Annotated in this window: 16 protein-coding genes; 5 read left to right on the plus strand and 11 right to left on the minus strand. The window is 65.5% G+C overall.

Going from position 1 to position 17,509, the window contains the following annotated elements; genetic code table 11:
• Window positions 1–2: 2 nt before the first annotated feature.
• Genes ACIA8C_RS39935 through ACIA8C_RS39955 form a run of 5 tightly spaced genes read right to left on the minus strand, consistent with a single transcriptional unit; the run spans window position 3 to window position 4,008 of the window.
• Window positions 3–1,244 (minus strand): cytochrome P450, encoded by a 1,242-nt coding sequence (locus ACIA8C_RS39935; RefSeq protein ID WP_397144143.1) that lies wholly within the window; start codon window positions 1,242–1,244, stop codon window positions 3–5.
• Window positions 1,241–1,846, minus strand: coding sequence for a GTP-binding protein (locus tag ACIA8C_RS39940; RefSeq protein ID WP_396997274.1), 606 nt, complete (start codon window positions 1,844–1,846; stop codon window positions 1,241–1,243). Before ACIA8C_RS39940 ends, ACIA8C_RS39935 begins: the two co-directional genes overlap by 4 nt.
• Window positions 1,821–2,174 (minus strand): DUF742 domain-containing protein, encoded by a 354-nt coding sequence (locus tag ACIA8C_RS39945; protein WP_396997276.1) that lies wholly within the window; start codon window positions 2,172–2,174, stop codon window positions 1,821–1,823. Before ACIA8C_RS39945 ends, ACIA8C_RS39940 begins: the two co-directional genes overlap by 26 nt.
• Window positions 2,171–2,596, minus strand: coding sequence for a roadblock/LC7 domain-containing protein (locus ACIA8C_RS39950; protein WP_396997278.1), 426 nt, complete (start codon window positions 2,594–2,596; stop codon window positions 2,171–2,173). Before ACIA8C_RS39950 ends, ACIA8C_RS39945 begins: the two co-directional genes overlap by 4 nt.
• Window positions 2,596–4,008 (minus strand): sensor histidine kinase, encoded by a 1,413-nt coding sequence (locus tag ACIA8C_RS39955; RefSeq protein ID WP_397144145.1) that lies wholly within the window; start codon window positions 4,006–4,008, stop codon window positions 2,596–2,598. The genes ACIA8C_RS39950 and ACIA8C_RS39955 overlap by 1 nt, the downstream gene beginning before the upstream one ends.
• 646 nt (window positions 4,009–4,654) lie before the next feature.
• Between ACIA8C_RS39955 and ACIA8C_RS39960 the strand changes: the two genes are divergently transcribed.
• Window positions 4,655–5,086 carry an SRPBCC family protein gene (locus ACIA8C_RS39960; RefSeq protein ID WP_397144147.1) on the plus strand — a complete coding sequence of 144 codons (432 nt, stop codon included), beginning with the start codon at window positions 4,655–4,657 and terminating at the stop codon, window positions 5,084–5,086.
• 20 nt (window positions 5,087–5,106) lie between these two features.
• On the opposite strand, the gene ACIA8C_RS39965 is transcribed toward ACIA8C_RS39960, so the two are convergent.
• A complete protein-coding gene (locus tag ACIA8C_RS39965) occupies window positions 5,107–6,021 on the minus strand; it encodes a LysR family transcriptional regulator (RefSeq protein ID WP_397144149.1) in 915 nt (304 codons plus the stop codon).
• A gap of 144 nt (window positions 6,022–6,165) precedes the next feature.
• Here ACIA8C_RS39965 and ACIA8C_RS39970 point away from each other — a divergent pair, with 144 nt between their 5' ends.
• Genes ACIA8C_RS39970 through ACIA8C_RS39980 form a run of 3 tightly spaced genes read left to right on the plus strand, consistent with a single transcriptional unit; the run spans window position 6,166 to window position 9,715 of the window.
• Window positions 6,166–7,263 carry a tartrate dehydrogenase gene (locus tag ACIA8C_RS39970; RefSeq protein ID WP_397144151.1) on the plus strand — a complete coding sequence of 366 codons (1,098 nt, stop codon included), beginning with the start codon at window positions 6,166–6,168 and terminating at the stop codon, window positions 7,261–7,263.
• Window positions 7,260–8,561: a 2-hydroxycarboxylate transporter family protein gene (locus tag ACIA8C_RS39975; protein ID WP_397144153.1), complete on the plus strand. Its 1,302-nt coding sequence runs from the start codon at window positions 7,260–7,262 to the stop codon at window positions 8,559–8,561. Before ACIA8C_RS39970 ends, ACIA8C_RS39975 begins: the two co-directional genes overlap by 4 nt.
• The gene (locus tag ACIA8C_RS39980) at window positions 8,558–9,715 is read left to right on the plus strand and encodes a glycerate kinase (protein ID WP_397144155.1); all 1,158 of its coding nucleotides are present in this window, start codon (window positions 8,558–8,560) and stop codon (window positions 9,713–9,715) included. The genes ACIA8C_RS39975 and ACIA8C_RS39980 overlap by 4 nt, the downstream gene beginning before the upstream one ends.
• On the opposite strand, the gene ACIA8C_RS39985 is transcribed toward ACIA8C_RS39980, so the two are convergent.
• On the minus strand, window positions 9,661–10,407 hold the full coding sequence (locus ACIA8C_RS39985; RefSeq protein ID WP_397144157.1) for a class I SAM-dependent methyltransferase: 747 nt from the start codon (window positions 10,405–10,407) through the stop codon (window positions 9,661–9,663). The genes ACIA8C_RS39980 and ACIA8C_RS39985 overlap by 55 nt on opposite strands.
• Window positions 10,408–10,626: 219 nt before the next feature.
• On the opposite strand from ACIA8C_RS39985, the gene ACIA8C_RS39990 reads away from it, so the two are divergent.
• Entirely contained in the window at window positions 10,627–12,159 is a 1,533-nt protein-coding gene (locus ACIA8C_RS39990) for a DUF222 domain-containing protein (protein ID WP_397144159.1), read from the plus strand.
• On the opposite strand, the gene alc is transcribed toward ACIA8C_RS39990, so the two are convergent.
• From alc to gcl, 4 genes are read right to left on the minus strand one after another with little or no spacing between them, the layout of a single operon-like run.
• On the minus strand, window positions 12,107–13,135 hold the full coding sequence (alc, locus tag ACIA8C_RS39995; RefSeq protein WP_397144161.1) for an allantoicase: 1,029 nt from the start codon (window positions 13,133–13,135) through the stop codon (window positions 12,107–12,109). The two genes, ACIA8C_RS39990 and alc, sit on opposite strands and share 53 nt — an antisense overlap.
• Entirely contained in the window at window positions 13,128–14,453 is a 1,326-nt protein-coding gene (allB, locus tag ACIA8C_RS40000; RefSeq protein WP_397144163.1) for an allantoinase AllB, read from the minus strand. The genes alc and allB overlap by 8 nt, the downstream gene beginning before the upstream one ends.
• Window positions 14,446–15,627, minus strand: a complete 1,182-nt coding sequence (locus tag ACIA8C_RS40005) for a glycerate kinase (RefSeq protein WP_397144165.1) — start codon at window positions 15,625–15,627, stop codon at window positions 14,446–14,448. Before ACIA8C_RS40005 ends, allB begins: the two co-directional genes overlap by 8 nt.
• Entirely contained in the window at window positions 15,624–17,429 is a 1,806-nt protein-coding gene (gene gcl / locus ACIA8C_RS40010; RefSeq protein WP_397144167.1) for a glyoxylate carboligase, read from the minus strand. The genes ACIA8C_RS40005 and gcl overlap by 4 nt, the downstream gene beginning before the upstream one ends.
• Window positions 17,430–17,509: the final 80 nt, after the last annotated feature.

Raw genomic sequence — 17,509 nt, forward strand, 5'->3', positions numbered from 1 at the left:
CCTTAAAACACGTTCAACGGTGGTGACTTAGGGAAGACTACCGGGAGGGAGACCAGTGCTCGATGGAAAGGACCTGGCCGCCAAGACAATTCACCTGCGGCCACGGCAAGACCCAACTCGGGCAACGCATCGAGAAGCTGATCGATGGCGTCCTGCACGATCAGGTAGGCCATCGACCTGGCGGGGCAGGCGTGCGGCCCGACGCTCCACGCCAGATGTGAGCGATTGTCCACGTACTCGCCGACACTGATGGACGGGTCGTTGTTGCAGCCGGACATGCTGATCACGACCGGCTGGTGCGCGGGCAGCCACACCCCATCGATCAGTATCGGCTGCCTCGGATACGACACGCAATAGTTCGCCATCGGCGGGTCGGTGAACAGCACCTCGTCGAGCGCGTCGCGGGTCGAAAGACTACCGCCCAGAACGTTTCCGGCGAATCGGTCGTCGGTGAGCATCAGCAGCAGCGTATTGACGATCAGGTTCTGCTGCGGCTCGATGCCCGCGCCGTACAGCGTGACGAGCTGGTGAATCATCTCCACATCGTCGAGCTTGGCGGGATGGGCGAGCAGCCGCGAGGTGATGTCGTCGCCTGGCTCTTTGCGTTTGGAGTTCACCAGATCGAACAGCGCGTCGGTGAGCATCGCGTTGCCCTTGTCGGCGTTCACGCCCTCGAAGATCGCGGCCATGCCGGTCGCGACCTGCTGGCCGATCTCCGGCGAACAGCCGAGGGTGGCGTTGAGCACCGCGAAGGTGAGCGGAAAGGCGTACTGGCTGATCAGGTCCGCGGCGCCGTCCTGGCAGAACGCGTTGATCAGCGGGATGGCGACCCGCTCGACGGTGGCGTGCAAGCTGTGCAGATCGACCTCGGCGATGGCGGCCACGTTGGACTGCCGGTACTTGCCGTGGTCGAGCCCCGCGCTGCGCAGCGCGTTCGGCCGCCACTCCAGCATCGGCAGGATCGGGCACTCGCCGGGCACACCCTTCTGCCAGGTGCGCGGGTCGGCCGGGAAATGCTCCGGGTCGTTGAGGATGCGCAGCGCGGTGTGATATCCGATCACCAGCGTGGCAGGCACGTCCGGCGCGAGATTCACCGGTACCAGGGATCCGTATTGGCGGCGCATCTCGCGGTAGGCGAGGTGTGGGTCGGCGGCGAATTCCTCCGAATACAGCGACACCCGAGGGCCGTCGGTGTCGATCGGTGATCCGTGCTGAACCGGGCAGGAACGCGGGGGCGTGGTCAAAGTCGTGACTCCTGACGATGGAACAGGAATTCAACAAGCGTGATCAGGGATCGCAAGCACGTGCCCCGGTCACGCGCGTCTAAGGAAGTGAGCGGTGTGTCGGGCGCTAGATCCAACGCGTCGCGGACCTCGCCTAACGGAAAGTTCTTGAAGCCTTCGAATTGGTTGACCGCCACCGAATACGGCACACCGCGCTCCTCGAGCACCGAGAGCACCTCGTCGGACTTCTCGATGCGCCGGGTGTCGACCAGCACCAGCGCGCCGAGCGCGCCGCGGGCCAGCTCCTCCCACAGCGGGACGAACCGCTGCTGGCCCGGCGTACCGAACAGGTACAGCGCCAGCTGTGGGTTGAGCGTGATGCGGCCGAAGTCCATCGCCACGGTCGTCTGGGATTTACCTGGCAAGCCCGCCATGTCGTCGACGCCGACGCTGGCCTCGGTGATCGTCTCCTCGGTGCGCAGCGGCTTGATCTCCGACACGCTGCTCACGAAGGTGGTCTTTCCGACACCGAAATTGCCTGCCACCAACAGCTTTACGGAACGGGTAACGGTCTCCGGCACATAGTCGACTGGACGATCAGACGGCGAGAGCACGGAGCCCATTAAGTACCTCCTCGAGCAGAGCGATCTCCGGCAGGTTTTCGGCCGGGGTAGGCGTAACCAGGTGACCGTTGTCCATCAGATCGGCCGCGACGATCTTGACAACGGACGGTGGCAGATCGAGGTACGCGGCGATCTCGGCGATCGACAACGTGCCACGGCGGCTACAGAGATTGATGACCCGGCGTGCGTCGGGCGCGGCACCCGGCGACGGGTCCTTTGCGGCACGGACCAATGTGACCAGGTCCAACTCGCGAGTGGGACGGGTGCGTCCCCCGGTGCGCACATATGCCCGAACCAAATCGGGATCACGCCGGGCCCGTGAAGTCATGGCAATTCGCCACCATCAACACGCCTGCGCGGCTGGCTCCCCAGTTCGTGCCCGACCCGGCCGGCGAGTTCGTTCATCCGGTGCGCGATGAGTGCGACGTCGATCTCGGGGGTGGTCGCGACGCCGAGCAGCGCGCCGTCGCCCGCGGCGGTGATCAGGATCATGCCCTGGTCGTACTCGGTCATGTTCTGCCGAACACCGTTGTCGCCGTCGCCGCAGAACTCCCCGAGCGCCTTGCCAAGCGAGCGCAGACCGGACGCGGCGGCGGAGAAACGCTCCGCCTGGTCGCGCTCGATACCCGCCGAGTGCGCGATCCGTAAGCCGTCTTCGGACAGGAGGACCGAGAATCTGACGCCCGGGACGCTGAGGTCTTCGAGTAGCCAGCCCAGCTTGTTGCTGCTGTCGGTCACCGGTGTAACCATCAGGGTGTGATCCCTTCCGTGTGATCGGAGTTATCGGACTGATCGGTGGCTGCGGCGCGGCCGCTCTGGGAACCGGTGTGCCACGCCGCGGCCACGTCGGGCCTGGCGAGGCCGGGTTCGGTGCGCGGCCCGACCGGGGCCAGCGCGACCGTCCTGCGGCGTCGCTTGGGTAAGCCGCCGTTGGTGATCTCGTGCACGGCGAACGGCTCACTCTCACTAGGCTCTTCGATCTCCGGTGCCCGGTGCGACGCAGCGGTGGTGGCCGCCGCAGGAACGGGTTCGGCGGGTATCTCGACCTCGCGCGCGGGCACCACCTCCTGATGCTCGGGCTGCGGGGTCATCAGCAGGGCCTCGGGGATGTAGACCATCGCGCGCATGCCGCCGTAGACGTTCGGGCCGTCGATGTAGACGGTGAAGCCGTAGCGACGGGCCAGCGCGGCGATGCCGGGGAAGCCGACCTTGGGCGCGGGGCCGAGCTGGTGGATGTCGACCGAGCGCTCGTGCGCGAGCACCTGCCTGGCCTCCTCCATCTGCTCGGCGTTCATCCGGACGCCCGCGTCGTCGATGATCACGGTGACGCCGTGGTGTCCCTCCTGGAAGCTGACATCCACGAAAGACGTTGGCGGAGAATAGCGCAACGCGTTATCGAGCAGGGTCGCCAAGGTGTGCACCAGCGGCTCGACGGCCCGGCTGATGACCACCCGGTCCAGCTGGCCGGGGCGCACCCGCAGGTAATCGCGGACGCGGCCGACCGCGCCACCGACGACGTCGGTGAGCGCCTGGGCCGGCCAGCGCCGACCGGGCAGACCGCCGCAGACGATCACGTAGGACTGCGCCTGCCGGATCATCTGCTGCACGGTGTGATCGATGCGGGTGAGGGTTTCGTACACCTCGTCCTTGCGGTGCTCGCGCAACGCGGAGCTGACCACCTGGCTGACGTCGGCGCCGAGACTGACCACCGAGGTGCCGAAAGAACGCACGGCCGCGCTGGTCGCCTGCCTGGACGCGGCGGACACCTCGGTGCGCACCTTTTCCTCGGCGGCCTGCATCGCCTGCTGCGCCTCATGGTTGGTCTGGTCCCTGGTCTCGGACCGCAGCAGGCTCAGGTCGTCGGCGTAGCGCTCGGCGATCCATCGCAACACCTGAGCGGTGCGCGAATTCTCCAGGCCCGGCGGCACTTCGACGGTGGGAGCCTGGCTGTCGAAGCGTCTGATCGCCTCGGCTACCGCAGGCATCGTGGTTGTCGCGAAGCGCTCGACGGCTTCCTCCGCGGCTCGTTGCTCTCTACTGAGTGCTTCGGCCCTGGCTCGCTGCTGTCGCGCGTATTGCACTGCGTACAACGCGACCGCTGCCACTACCACGAGAGCAGCGGCGAGGATCCATGAAAGCACCACGGCGATATCTTGATTCATCAGTTCTTTCGTCGTCGATTGGCGCCGAGGAATCGACTCTCCGTCATGTGCTTCGTCTCGCCTTCCTCGCGACGCCGACCAGCACACCCTGGTCGGATCTGGTCCACGTCGGAGGACCGGCTACCCGCCGAACAACAGATTGTGTCCGAACAGTTACCAGAACCCGACGTTGCGACATTAGCAGCTATGCAACCAGTTCTCTTCAGATCCACTCACATGATTGCGTTTGCAGACAACAGATGACGGGTGCCGCCCGATGCGCAATAATGCTGCGCCACTGGTGATCACGATCGCTTGCCACGCGGTGACCAGGGGCGTTTCCGGTGTCGCGATAGAGGACACATCATCCGATCTATCGGCGGTGCCGCGTATCACGCACATGGTGTCAACCGCGCCTATCCGAAGCGGGTGGGAGAACAGGGTATTCAGCGATATCGCGACCAGAAGTTTGCTGGAACGTCCAGTTTGTTCTCGGGTGGAGTCATTGGGAGCGGTCGCGAGGCCTACCGGATGAAGATTGCTCAGATGTCGCCGAGACATATCTGGTCGGCGGGGTCGGCGCCGATCATGTAGCCGAGCTGAAGGACGGAGCCGCACATTCGGACACCAACTACAGCGAACCGCGGGTACCGGATACTATGCGGCCATGGCAAAGCTGAAGGTCTCCGTCGATGTGCCGATCTCGCCCGAAGAGGCATGGTCGCACACGTCCAATCTGGCCGACCTGGACAAGTGGCTGACGATGCACGAGGCCTGGCGCAGTGAGGTGCCCGCGGAGCTGACGGTCGGCACCCAGTTGGTGGGCGTCGCCTCGGTGAAGGGGTTGCGGAACCGGGTGACATGGACGGTGAAGGCCGCCGAACCGCCGCGGCGGCTGTTGCTGACCGGTGCGGGCAAGGGCGGCACCAAGCTCGGTCTCGAATTGCTGGTGGCGCCGAAGGGCACCGGCTCGGAGGTGACGGTCGACATCGAGCTCGGTGGCAGGCCGCTGTTCGGGCCGATCGGCGCCGGTGTCGCGCGGGCGGTGAAGGGCGACATCGAGCGTTCACTGGACAAGTTCGTCGCGCTGTACGCCTGAATCAGGCTGTACCGCAGGCGTTACCGCGCAGCGGCGGTAATTCGGCGGCCGAGCCCGGCCTTCAGGTGGTCGATGACGGCGCGGGTTCGGCGCGGTAGCGGGGCGGCCGCGGCGTAGACCGCGGAAATGTCGGCGCTTGGCGTCGGGATGTCGGGCAGTACCTGGATGAGTGAGCCGTCGCGCAGCAGCGGCTCGACGTGCCAGAGCGACCGCATCACCAGACCTCTTCCGGCTAGGCACCATTGGGTGATGACGTCGCCGTCGTTGCTGATCAGGTTGCCCGCCACGCGGATCGAGACCTCCTTGCCGCCGCTGTCGAACCGCCATAGCGCGTAGTCGGACTCGTTCTCGCGCAAGATGATGCAGTCGTGCTGTTCGAGTTCCTTGAGATTCGCGGGTGTTCCGTTGCGCCGCAGGTACTCCGGTGACGCGCACAGCACCCGGCGGTTGACCCATAGACGGGTCGCGGTCAGTCGCGAATCCTGCAGTGCGCCAACCCTGATGTCGATGTCGAAGCCGGTTCCCGCGATATTCAGAGGCAGCGACGAGAGTTCCAGATCCACCTGCACCCGTGGGTTCCGCTCGACGAAATCGGCGACCAGCGGCGCGATGTGGGCCCGGCCGAGGCCGATGGTCGACCGGACGTGGACTCGGCCGCGCAGTTCGTGACGTTGCTCGGCGACCGAATCCTCCAGTTCTTCGAGCTGCGCGGCGATGACCGCGGCACCCGCCGCGTAGCGCTCCCCCTCCGGTGTCAACGTCAGCCTGCGCGTACTGCGTTGCACGAGTAGCACGCCGAGCCTGGCCTCCATCTGCGCGAGCCGCTTACTGACCGAGGACACCGAGACGCCGAATTCGCGCGCCGCCTCGGTCAGGCTCCGCGAACGGGCGACGATGTCGAAAAACGTGACATCGTCGGTGGCTGCACCGGACACGGCGACCTCCTCGTCTTTTCCATCCAGGAAAGAGTCTCTTTCCCGTTGCGTGCTTTTGCCGCAGAATATCCGAGCCTACCGTTGTGATCGGCCCCACAACAACGGATTCCGGGGCCGCTATCGAGGAGATCGGAGAACGCGACGATGGGTTCAACGCACCGTATTGCCGTCATTCCAGGGGACGGTATCGGCAAAGAAGTCGTGCCGCAGGGAGTTCGCGTGCTGGCGGCCGCCGCGGCGGCATTCGACTTCACCCTCGATTTCACGGAGTTCGACTTCGCGAGCGCGGAGTATTACACCGCGACCGGGCAAATGCTGCCGGACCGGTGGTTCGACGAACTGGCCGGATTCGACGCCATCTACTTCGGCGCGGTCGGCTGGCCAGAGGTGGTGCCGGACCATGTTTCCCTGTGGGGCAGTCTGCTGCAGTTCCGGCGGCACTTCGATCAGTACGTCAGCCTGCGGCCGGTCCGGCTGCTGCGCGGCATCAACAGCCCGCTCGCCGGTAGACAGCCTGGTGAGGTCGACTTCTATGTGGTCAGGGAGAACACCGAGGGCGAGTATTCGAGTATCGGCGGCAAAATCTTCGAGGGCACCGAACGGGAGACGGTGCTCCAGGAGACGGTGATGACCAGGACCGGCGTGGACCGAATCCTGAAGTACGCCTTCGAACTCGCGCAGCGGCGGCCGAAGCGGCATCTCACGTCGGCGACCAAGAGCAATGGTATTTCCATCACGATGCCCTATTGGGACGAACGGGTCGCGGCGATGGCGAAGGACTATCCAGCTATCGAGGTGGACAAATATCACATCGACATTCTGACGGCCAATTTCGTGCTGCATCCGGACTGGTTCGATGTGGTTGTCGCGAGTAATTTGTTCGGCGACATCCTTTCCGATCTCGGGCCCGCGTGCACCGGAACCATCGGGATCGCGCCGAGTGGAAACATCAACCCGGAACGGCTTTTTCCGAGTCTTTTCGAGCCGGTGCACGGGTCCGCCCCCGATATCGCCGGGAACGGGATCGCCAATCCGATCGGTCAGATCTGGAGCGGAGCCATGATGCTCGAGCACCTCGGCGAACAGGCTGGCGCCGATGCTGTCATGGCGGCCATCGAAACGGTGCTGGCCCAGGGACAGTCGGCGCTCACGCCGGACATGGGCGGGGCCGAGACGACGGAAACCGTTGGCGGACAGGTGCGGGCGCAGCTCGAGTCCGCGACATCGATGGCCCGATCATGAGTCTGCAGGCGAAGACCGCGCGGTCGTTCACACTGCCGACGCTCGACGGTATCCCCTTGATCGTGCCGATCATCCTCACCGCGGGGGTGCTCGCCGCAGGCGTCTTCGACTCGATACCGAAGAACATGATCGGCGGGCTCGCCGTGATCGTGGGTCTCGGAATGCTGCTCGGGCCGTTGGGCAATCGGCTGCCGGTCATCTCGAAGATCGGTGGCGGCGCGCTGATCTGCCTGATGGTGCCGTCGGTGCTGGTGTACTTCGGTGTGTTCAACACGAATACGTTGGCCGCGGTGAACGCGTTGATGAAGGAGGCGAACTTTCTCTACTTCGTCATCAGCACGCTGGTAGTCGGCAGCATCCTCGGGATGAGCCAGAAGGTGATGGTGGGCGGGCTGATTCGGATCTTTCCGCCGCTGGTGGTCGGGACGGCCGCCGCGGTGGCGGTGGGGATCGGTGTCGCGATGGCATTCGGGTACGGGTTCCATCGGGCGTTGTTCTATATCGTGGTGCCGATCATCGGGGGCGGCATCGGCGAGGGGGTCATACCGCTGTCCTCGGCGTATGCGTCGGCGTTGGGTGGAGAATCGGGAAGTTATGTCGCGGAGCTGATTCCGGCGGCGATCATCGGGAATATCGTGGCGGTCATCCTCGCGGGACTGTTGCGGAGGCTGGGGGACCGCAGGCCGCAGCTCGACGGCGGGGGTCATTTGGTGAAGGTGGCGGCACCGGACACCGCTTCGGCCACTCCCCTGCCCGACATCACCACGCCCGGGCGGAACCACGCGCTCGGTATTCTGATCATCTGTGGCTTGTTCGTGCTGGCTACGCTGCTCGAACGGGTCGTGCATCTGCCCGCGCCGGTGCTGGTGATCATCATGTCGGTGATCTGCAAGTTGTTCGGCGTCTTTCCCGCCGACGTCGAGGACAGTGTGCGCGGCATCTACACGGTCATCGCCCGGTACTTCATCTATCCGACCATGATCGGGCTCGGCATGCTGTATCTGCCGTTGAAGAACATCATGGGGGTGATGTCGGTGGGATACGTGGCGGCTTGTATCGCCGTCGTTATCGCTATGGCCGCCACCGGATTCTGGGTGGGGCGCGCGATCGGGATGTATCCGGTCGACGCGGCATTGGTGACGGTGTGTCACAGCGGGCTCGGTGGAACCGGTGATGTGGCAATACTTTCGGCATCGAATCGGATGAATCTTATGCCGTTCGCGCAGATTTCGACTCGGATCGGCGGGGTGACGACGGTTATCTCGGCGGCGGCGCTGATCCGGGTGCTCGAAGGATGAGGGTCTTGATCGCGCCCGACAAGTTCAAGGGGAGCCTGACGGCGGCCGAGGTCGCGGGGTGGCTTGCGCAGGGGCTTGCCGGGTCTGGTGTCGACAGTACGCAACTTCCACTTGCCGATGGTGGTGACGGCAGTGTTGAAGCGGCCGTTGCTGCCGGGTTCACCGGTCGTTGGTGCACCGTCGCGGGCGCCATCGGGACGCCATGGCGCGGGCGGATGGCGGTGCGCGGCGACACCATTATCGTCGAGGTCGCTGACACCTGTGGGTTGGCGACCTTGCCTGGAGGTCGACTGCGGCCGCTCGATGCGTCGAGTCTGGGTCTGGGACAGGCTGTTCGGCAAGCGCTGTTACGGTCGCCGCGCCGCGTGGTGCTGGCACTCGGTGGCAGCGCGAGTACCGATGGCGGTATGGGGCTGCTGGCCGCGTTCGGGTTTCGGTTCGTCGATGGCGCCGGGCGGGTCTTGGCGCCGAGTGGGCGGGCGTTGCTGGAGATCGCTTCGATCGAGGCCGCAGCGGCTGTGCGGTTGCCGCCGGTCGATCTCGTCGTTGCCTCCGATGTCACCAACCCGTTGGTCGGGCCGGAAGGGGCTGCTGCCGTGTACGGGCCGCAGAAGGGGGCCGATGCGGCAGAAGTACGGTTACTTGATCGAGGGCTCCGCCACCTGGTGGAGATGTTGTCCCGCAACGGGTTTCCTAATGCCGGAGTCCTTGCCGCTACGCCCGGTGCGGGCAGCGCTGGTGGGCTCGGCTTCGCCGCCATGCTGCTCGGCGCACGGATGACATCCGGGGCTGAGTTCTTCCTCGACCTGCTCGACTTCGATCGTCATTGTGCGACTGCGGATCTGGTGATCACCGGTGAGGGCAGACTCGATGCGCAGAGCGCGCATGGCAAGCTGCCCGTTGTCGTCGCCCGGCGCGCTGCACTCGTTCCCGTCATCGCCGTCATGGGGCGCAACGAGATTCCTCGCAATCGTTGGGGTTCAACAGGTTTCACCGATATTTATGCGCTTACCGACTACACCGATCGGGATACGGCCCGCGATCCGGCACTGACGGCCGACTTGCTCGTACGGATCGGCCGTCAGGTCGTTTCATCCAGTCAGGTCGGCAGGTCTGCTGTGATGAGCCGGTATCCGAGGTCCAGGTGCGACTGATCGAGAAGGTCGGTGTAGCGGGTGTGCCAATCGCCGGTCTCCAGATCCTGCCGCAACCGCGATAATCCTTCTTGCAGTAGCGGTTTCGGGGTGAGGGCCAGCATGGACATGCCCGCTTGGACTGTCTTCCCGAGGTAGGCTTCGGGCCTGCGCCAATAGGCACCGCCGAAGCCGTCCACGCAATCGTGCGGGACTGGGATCGGCTGTATCTCTGGATTTTTCAGCAATGCCGTGAGTTCGGACAGCGCGACGGCTAGTTTCGCGTCCGTCTCCGCCGCTGCCGGTAGATAGTCGCGAACCAGCCAGAACTGCCGGAATACCGTGTGATCCCAGGTGAGAATCGCGATGCGGCGGCGGGCGACTCGCACCATCTCGGCGATGCCACGCTCGAGATCGGGCCAGTGATGGATGGTCAGGACGGCGAGCGCCGCGTCCACCGAGGCGGTGCGCAGCGGCAGGTTTTCGGCGGTCGCGCGAATTGCGGATGCCGCGCCTGCCGGGCGCTGGGCGATCATTACCTGGCTGGGCTCGATCGCGAGCACCGTATTGCCCGGCTCGTAGGAACCGGTGCCCGCGCCGATATTTACCACGGTACGCATGCCGTGCAGCGCGGCGTCGATCTGGTCTGCGATGCGCGGATCTGGCTGTCGGGTCTGCGAATACGTTTGACCCGTCGTGTCGTAGACGGTCATCGTCGGGTTCGGTCGTACCCGGCCACGGCGCGGTCGCCGGTGCTTCGGGCGATGCTGATCAACATGGTCGGACAGTAGAGGAGCATGCGGAAGACGGTCAATGACGAGTAGCGGTGACCGCGTTGGGGTGGACACAGTTCACACGCCTTTTGTGAAAACGTGCAGTTCAGATGCTGTTTCTTCTAGATTTTCGGGGTCGATCTCGCTAGGGTCTAGAACATGAGTTCGAGCTGCGAGGTGCCATCGGAGCGGGTCGCCGACCCGCTGCTCACGGCTGCCGATGACCTGCTCGACACCGACTTGATGCCACTGTCCGATGATCGGCTGCTCGAGTTGATGCGTGATGTGGAAAAAGCCACTCGCATCCTCGCCGCGGTCGGCCACCGGCTGATCAGCGAGGCATCGGAGCGCGGACTGCCGTCGCGCACCGGTGCGGGCACGGTCAAGAAGCTGCTGATGCAAACCTTGCGCCTGTCCCACGCCGACGCGGCGAGCCGGGTCGCAGCCACCCGGGTACTCGGTATGCGCCGCGATCTCACCGGTGGCACTCGCCCACCCGAATTGGCGAACACCGCGGCGGGACAGGCGGAAGGGGAGATCTCATCCGAGCACGCACGTCGGGTGGCCACGGTGATGAACCGCATTCCCGGTGGAATAACGAACCCGGAATACGAAGCCGCCGAACAGGTCCTGGCCGATTTCGCGCGAACCGGCTCCCCCGACGACATACCCAAAGTTGGGGAAGCGATCCTGGCCCACCTCGACCCCAACGGCACACTGTCGGACGACACCGACCGCGCCCGCATGCGCGGTATTCGCATCGGGCGGCAACGTGCGGATGGGATGTCGCCCATCACCGGGGACATCACCCCTACTCTGCGCGCACTCCTGGATCCCGTCGTCGCAAAGCTGGGCCGACCTGGCATGAACAACCCCGACGATGCCGAAAGCCCCCGTGGGGACGGTGAATACGTCGACCCCGACGAACTGGCCGCCGCCGCGGTGCGGGATGTGCGCAGTGCCGCCCAGCGCACCCATGATGCGATGCAGGCGTTGCTGGAGCACTGCGTCGTTCCAGAAAAATTGGGGTCGCACCGAGGACTGCCGGTTTCGACGATCCTGACCATGAGCGTCGCCGATGTCGAGAAGGCCGCCGGGGTCGCGACTACCGCCTCCGGCGGCACTGTCCCCATGGCCGAAGCGTTGAGATTGGCCGAGCAAGCCCAGCCGTTCCTCGCGGTATTCGACCACGACGGTCTACCACTGCATTTGGGGCGTGCCAAACGGTTGGCTTCCGGCGCACAAAGGTTGGCGCTCATCGCCACCCTGCGCGGCTGCACGCGTCCGGGTTGCGACGCGCCAGCGAGTATGTGCGCCACCCACCATGTGACCGAGTGGAATAGCGGCGGACCTACCGACATCGACAACGAAACCCTCGCCTGCGATCGCTGCCACGCCATGGTCCACGACGGTCCCGGCGGTTGGAAAACCACTACCCTCGGCCCGGACTCGCCGTATCCGGGCCGCACCGGATGGATCGCACCACCGCACATCGATCCGACCGCGACCCCGCGCGTCAACCATCGCCACCACCCTCGCGAACTCCTCGACCAAACGCTCGAACACGAGCCTGGCGACCAGCCGTTGAAACACGCTTCGGGTCCAACGAAACGCAGGCTCGCGCCGGATCAGCGGCCGTTCACCCGTTGTTCGACGTCCAGCGCGAGTTCAACTCCTGTTCGGCCTCCGTAGTGAGCGCGCCGAGGATTCGCAGGCGGGCGATACCGCCGTCCGGGTAGATGTCGACGCGGACGTGAGTGGTGGCGCGACCGGCCGGTGCCAGGCGGAAGCGGTGCGGGGTGTCCGGTTGGAGCGCTGTTCTGGGCAGGAGTTCGAACCAGGCGGGGTCGTCGGCGGGCGGAAGAGGTTCCGGCCCTTGATGGTCGATACCGAGGATGCGGGTTTCACCGGGCGCGTTGAACAGCAGGTTGGTGGTGTCGAGCTCGATCAGGGCAGGGATGCCCTGTGCGGCGAGTTCGATGACAGCCCAGTCGTTTCCGCTGTCGCGGCGGCGAGCGGTCTCCCAGCCGTCGGCCTGGTTGCGAGCTAAGCCTGGCGAGAGCATGTTGTCGGGGGCCGAGTAGAACATGTTGGAGCAGGCCACGGTCCGGGCCCCGTTTTCGAGCGCGGCGAGATCGACGGTGAGGCCGGTGAGTAAGGTCGGGTCCGGTATCACCTCGCCGTGCACGCGCAAACGGGCGACACCGCCGTCCGGGTAGATGTTCAGGCGGACGTGGGTGAAGATTCGGTCGTCGGAGACCGGCAGTTCGTGTTTCGCGTCGCCGCCAAGGGCACTGCGCGGCACGATCTCCACCCATTCGGCCGAATCCAGTTCCGACGGTGACGGATAGCCGCCAGCACGGCACGCTTCGATCGAAGTGAAGGGTGGGTAGTTGCCCTTGAACCAGGCGGTATCGATGACGACTCCGCGGATCACGCCGGGCATGCCGAGCCGGATGATGGCCCAGTCGTGACCGGGGCCGCGATGGCGGCGGGTCTCCCAGCCGTCGTACTCCTGCCCCTTGGGGCCGAAGGTGTGCTCGGCGAAGCGAGGTTGCCAAGGGTTGACGAGGTTTTCGCGTTCCTCGAACGACTCGTCGCTGGCGGCGATCACGCCGGCGCGATTAGTACGCAGTGCCAAGTCGGGCAGGTTGGTGAAGTCAGACATTGTTCCCTATCCGGTTGTGATGCAAGGAAATAAGGCTGCCTGCGGGCGGGTGGCCGTTACCGACGACACGCCCGCGGAGCCAGGTGGCATGGACGAGGCCACGCAGTTCGCGGCCGCCGTAGGGGGTGATCGGGTTCTTGTGCGCCAACGCGCCGGGATCGACGGTGATCGGCGCCCACGGGTCGAAGGCGACCAGGTCGGCGTCGCACCCGACGGCGATCCGGCCCTTGTGCGACAGACCGGCCAGCTCGGCGGGCGCGGCGGCCATCCACCGGACGACGTCGGTCAGCCGGAAGCCGCGCTCGGCTGCCGCTGTCCACACCGCGGGCAAACCGATCTGCAGGGACGAGATGCCGCCCCATGCCGTCGCGAAGTCGCCCTCTTTCAAGTCGGGTGTACACGGCGAATGATCGGAGACCACACATGACAACACCCCATCGGCAAGTCCCTGCCACATCGCGTCTTGGTTGCCCGCGTCACGGATCGGCGGGCAGCATTTGAACGCGGTGGACGACGCCTCGGCAGCCGAGAGAGTCAGATAGTGCGGGCAGGTCTCCGCGGTGATCCGCACACCACGCGCCTGCGCCGCGGCGAGCGGTTCCAGGCAGGCAGCCGCCGAGACGTGCAGGATATGCGCGCGCACGCCGGTCACTTCGGCGAGCGCGATAACCTCCTGCACCGCAGCCCTTTCCGACTCCCCCGGACGCGAATCCAGGAACGCTCGATACGACCCGTCTACCGGATCGTGCAGACGCACCGGATCTTCTGCGTGCACGACGAGAAGTCCATCGAAATCCGCGAGCTCGCGCATCACCTGCTCCACCTCACCGAGCCCGAGCGGCGGGAATTCATCCACTCCGGACGGTGACAGGAAGCATTTGAAGCCGACCACGCCCGCCTCGTGTAGCGGCCGCAGCGACGCCAGGTTGCCGGGAATCGCGCCACCCCAGAAGGCGACATCGACGTGGCACTGCCCGTCCGCCACCGACTGCTTCGTCTCCAGATACGGCACGGTGACCGTCGGTGGCAGCGAGTTGAGCGGCATATCGACGATCGTCGTCACCCCGCCCGCCGCAGCGGCCTTGGTTGCCGTGGCGAAACCCTCCCACTCGGTGCGTCCAGGCTCGTTGACGTGTACGTGCGAATCCACCAGCCCGGGCAGCACGACGAGGTCGGCCAGATCGGTGGTTGCCGCCGCGGAGAGCACGGCGTCGTACTCCGCCAGCGCGGCGATCCTGCCGTCCTGCACGGCAATCGAGGCCGCACGGATTCCCTCCGGCAGGGCGACCCGCCGAGACCGGATTACCAGATCATGCATGAGCGCTCGCTCCCAGCCAGGCGCCGGCGATCTCACCGGCAAGCCGTTCCAACAGGGGTCCTGCTTCCGCCATACAGACCTCGGGGTCGGGTTCGAGGTCGGTCAACGCATACGCCTGCTCGATGTGGGCACGACGCAACTGCTCGTCGGTGAGCGAACGCTGCCCGGCCACCGCGACGACCGGCACGGCGGCGCTCGCCGCGGCCCGGGCGACCCCGACCGGCGCCTTACCGTGCAGGGTTTGCGGGTCGAGCGAGCCCTCGCCGGTGATCACCAGCCGCGCCCCATCGATCTGCTCGGCGAAGGACATCAGTTCCAAGATGATCTCGATCCCAGGCCGCACCGTCGCGCCCAGGAAAGCGAGCGCTGCGTAACCGACCCCGCCCGCGGCACCGGCGCCGGGGCGGTCCGCAACGTCGGCACCGAGATCGCGTTCGACTATCGAAGCCAAACGTGCCAGGCCCCATTCCAATTCGTCGATGTCACCGGACCGCGCACCCTTCTGCGGGCCGTAAACCTGTGCAGCGCCGCGCGGTCCGAGCAGCGGGTTGTCCACGTCGGAGGCCACGATCACCGGCACCTGCAGCATGTCGCTGGCATCGATGCGGGCCAACCTGGTCAGCGCCGCACCGCCGCGTGGCAGCTCGAGACCGTGCTCGTCGAGAAACCGGACACCGAGCGCCGACATCATGCCCACTCCCCCGTCCGTGCACGCGCTGCCGCCCAGGCCGAGCACCACGCTGCGGGCGCCGCGTTGCGCGGCCGCCCGGATCAACTCGCCGGTGCCGTAACTGGTTGCCGTCATGGCGGTTTGGAAAGTCGGCCGCACCGGCAGCCGACGCAGGCCGGACGCTTCCGCCAGCTCGATCACCGCCGCCTCGCCCCTCATCGCGAACGAGGCAGCCACCGGTAACCCCAGTGGACCGGCGACGCTCGTCTGGAAGCGGACGAAGCCCGACTCCACGACGGCGTCGACCGTGCCGTCGCCCCCGTCGGCCACCGGCATGGTGACGACGGGGATGTCCGGGCGCACCCGGCGGAGTCCGGTGGCGATGTGCGCGGCGACCTGAGGCGCGGTCAGCGACCCCTTGAACTTGTCGGGGGCGACGACACAATGTCCATCGCGCCACCCGCCGCGCACATTTCTCGAGAGCGGAGCGTCCGGCCCGCTCACCTGCCGCCTCCGACCGGTTCCGGCTCCGGTTCGATGGCGACGGTGGCGGTGGGCGCGTCCGCGGCGGACAGCGCCAGCTCCTCGAATTCGACAATATTGTCGATCTCCAAGCCCATCGATACGTTGGTGACGCGTTCGAGGATGCACTCGACGACCACCGGCACCCGGTGCTCGGCCATCAGCTTCTTGGCGTCTTCCAGTGCCTGGCCGATGTGTTCGGGTTCAAAGACGCGGATCGCCTTGCAGCCCAGCCCTTCCGCGACCTTGACGTGGTCCACGCCGTAGCCGCCGACCTCGGGGCTGTTGATGTTGTCGAAGTCGAGCTGGACGTAGTAGTCCATCGAGAAGTTCCGTTGCGCCTGACGGATCAGGCCCAAGTAGGAGTTGTTCACGAGGACGTGGATGTAGGGGATGTTGAACTGTGCGCCGACGGCCAATTCTTCGATGAGGAACTGGAAGTCGTAGTCGCCGGACAGTGCGACGATCGTCGCGTCAGGGACGGCTGTTGCCACGCCCAAGGCGGCAGGCAGGGTCCAGCCGAGTGGTCCGGCCTGGCCCGCGTTGATCCAGTGGCGCGGCTTGTAGACGTTCAGCAGTTGCGACGCCTGGATCTGGGAGAGGCCGATGGTGCTGACGTAGCGGTTGTCGGGTCCGAACGCTTTGTTCATCTCCTCATATACACGCTGAGGTTTGATCGGGACATTGTCGAAGTGAGTCTTGCGCTGGCCGAGCTGCTTTCGGGCACGGACCTGACCGGCCCAATCTGATCGGTCGCGCAACTCACCTTTCGCCGCGAGATCGCGGGCGACCTCGATGAACACGCGCAACGCGGCACCCGCGTCGGAGGTAATACCGAAGTCCGGCGCGAAGACACGCCCGATCTGCGTCGGCTCGATGTCGACGTGCACGAAAGTGCGGTCTTTGGTGTAGGTCTCGACGCCACCGGTGTGTCGATTGGCCCACCTATTACCGATACCGAGGACGAAATCGGATTCGAGCATCGTCGCGTTGCCGTAGCGGTGCGAGGTCTGCAAGCCGACCATGCCCGCGTGCAGCTGGTGGTCGTCGGGGATCGTGCCCCAACCCATCAGCGTCGGCACCACCGGAACACCGGTCAGCTCGGCGAATTCGACGAGCAGCTCATCCGCGTCGGCATTCACGATTCCGCCACCGGCGACCAGCAGTGGACGCTCGGCCGCGTTCAGCATCGCCATGGCCTTTTCGGCCTGAGCGCGGGTCGCGGCGGGACGGTGCACCTGCAGCGGCTCGTATGTCTCGATGTCGAACTCGATTTCGGCCAGCTGCACATCGATCGGCAGATCGATCAGCACCGGGCCAGGCCTGCCCTCCCGCATCAGCCGGAACGCCTTCTGGAACGTGCCAGGCACCTGCGCGGGCTCCAGCACAGTCACCGCCCACTTGGCCACCGGCCCAGCGATCGAGGCAATATCGACGGCCTGAAAATCCTCCTTGTGCAACTTCGCCACCGGCGCCTGACCAGTGATACACAGAATCGGAATAGAATCCGCACTGGCCGAATACAACCCGGTGATCATGTCAGTGCCCGCAGGACCCGACGTACCGATACAGACACCGATATTGCCTGCCACGGCACGGGTATAACCCTCAGCCATATGCGAGGCAGCCTCGACATGGCGGGCCAGCACATGCTTGATCCCACCATGCGCGCGCATCGCACTGTAGAACGGATTGATCGCCGCCCCAGGCAAACCGAACGCCTGTGTCGCGCCTTCCTTTTCGAGAATCAACACTGCCGCGTCGACAGTACGCATCCGTGCCATGTTCAACGCTCCTTGTTCTGGCGCACGCTGCGAGATTGCATCGCGTGCGGCACCGCACGGTCGGCAGGTTTGTCGCTAAG

The organism is Nocardia sp. NPDC051321 (assembly GCF_044455225.1).
Lineage (GTDB): Bacteria > Actinomycetota > Actinomycetes > Mycobacteriales > Mycobacteriaceae > Nocardia.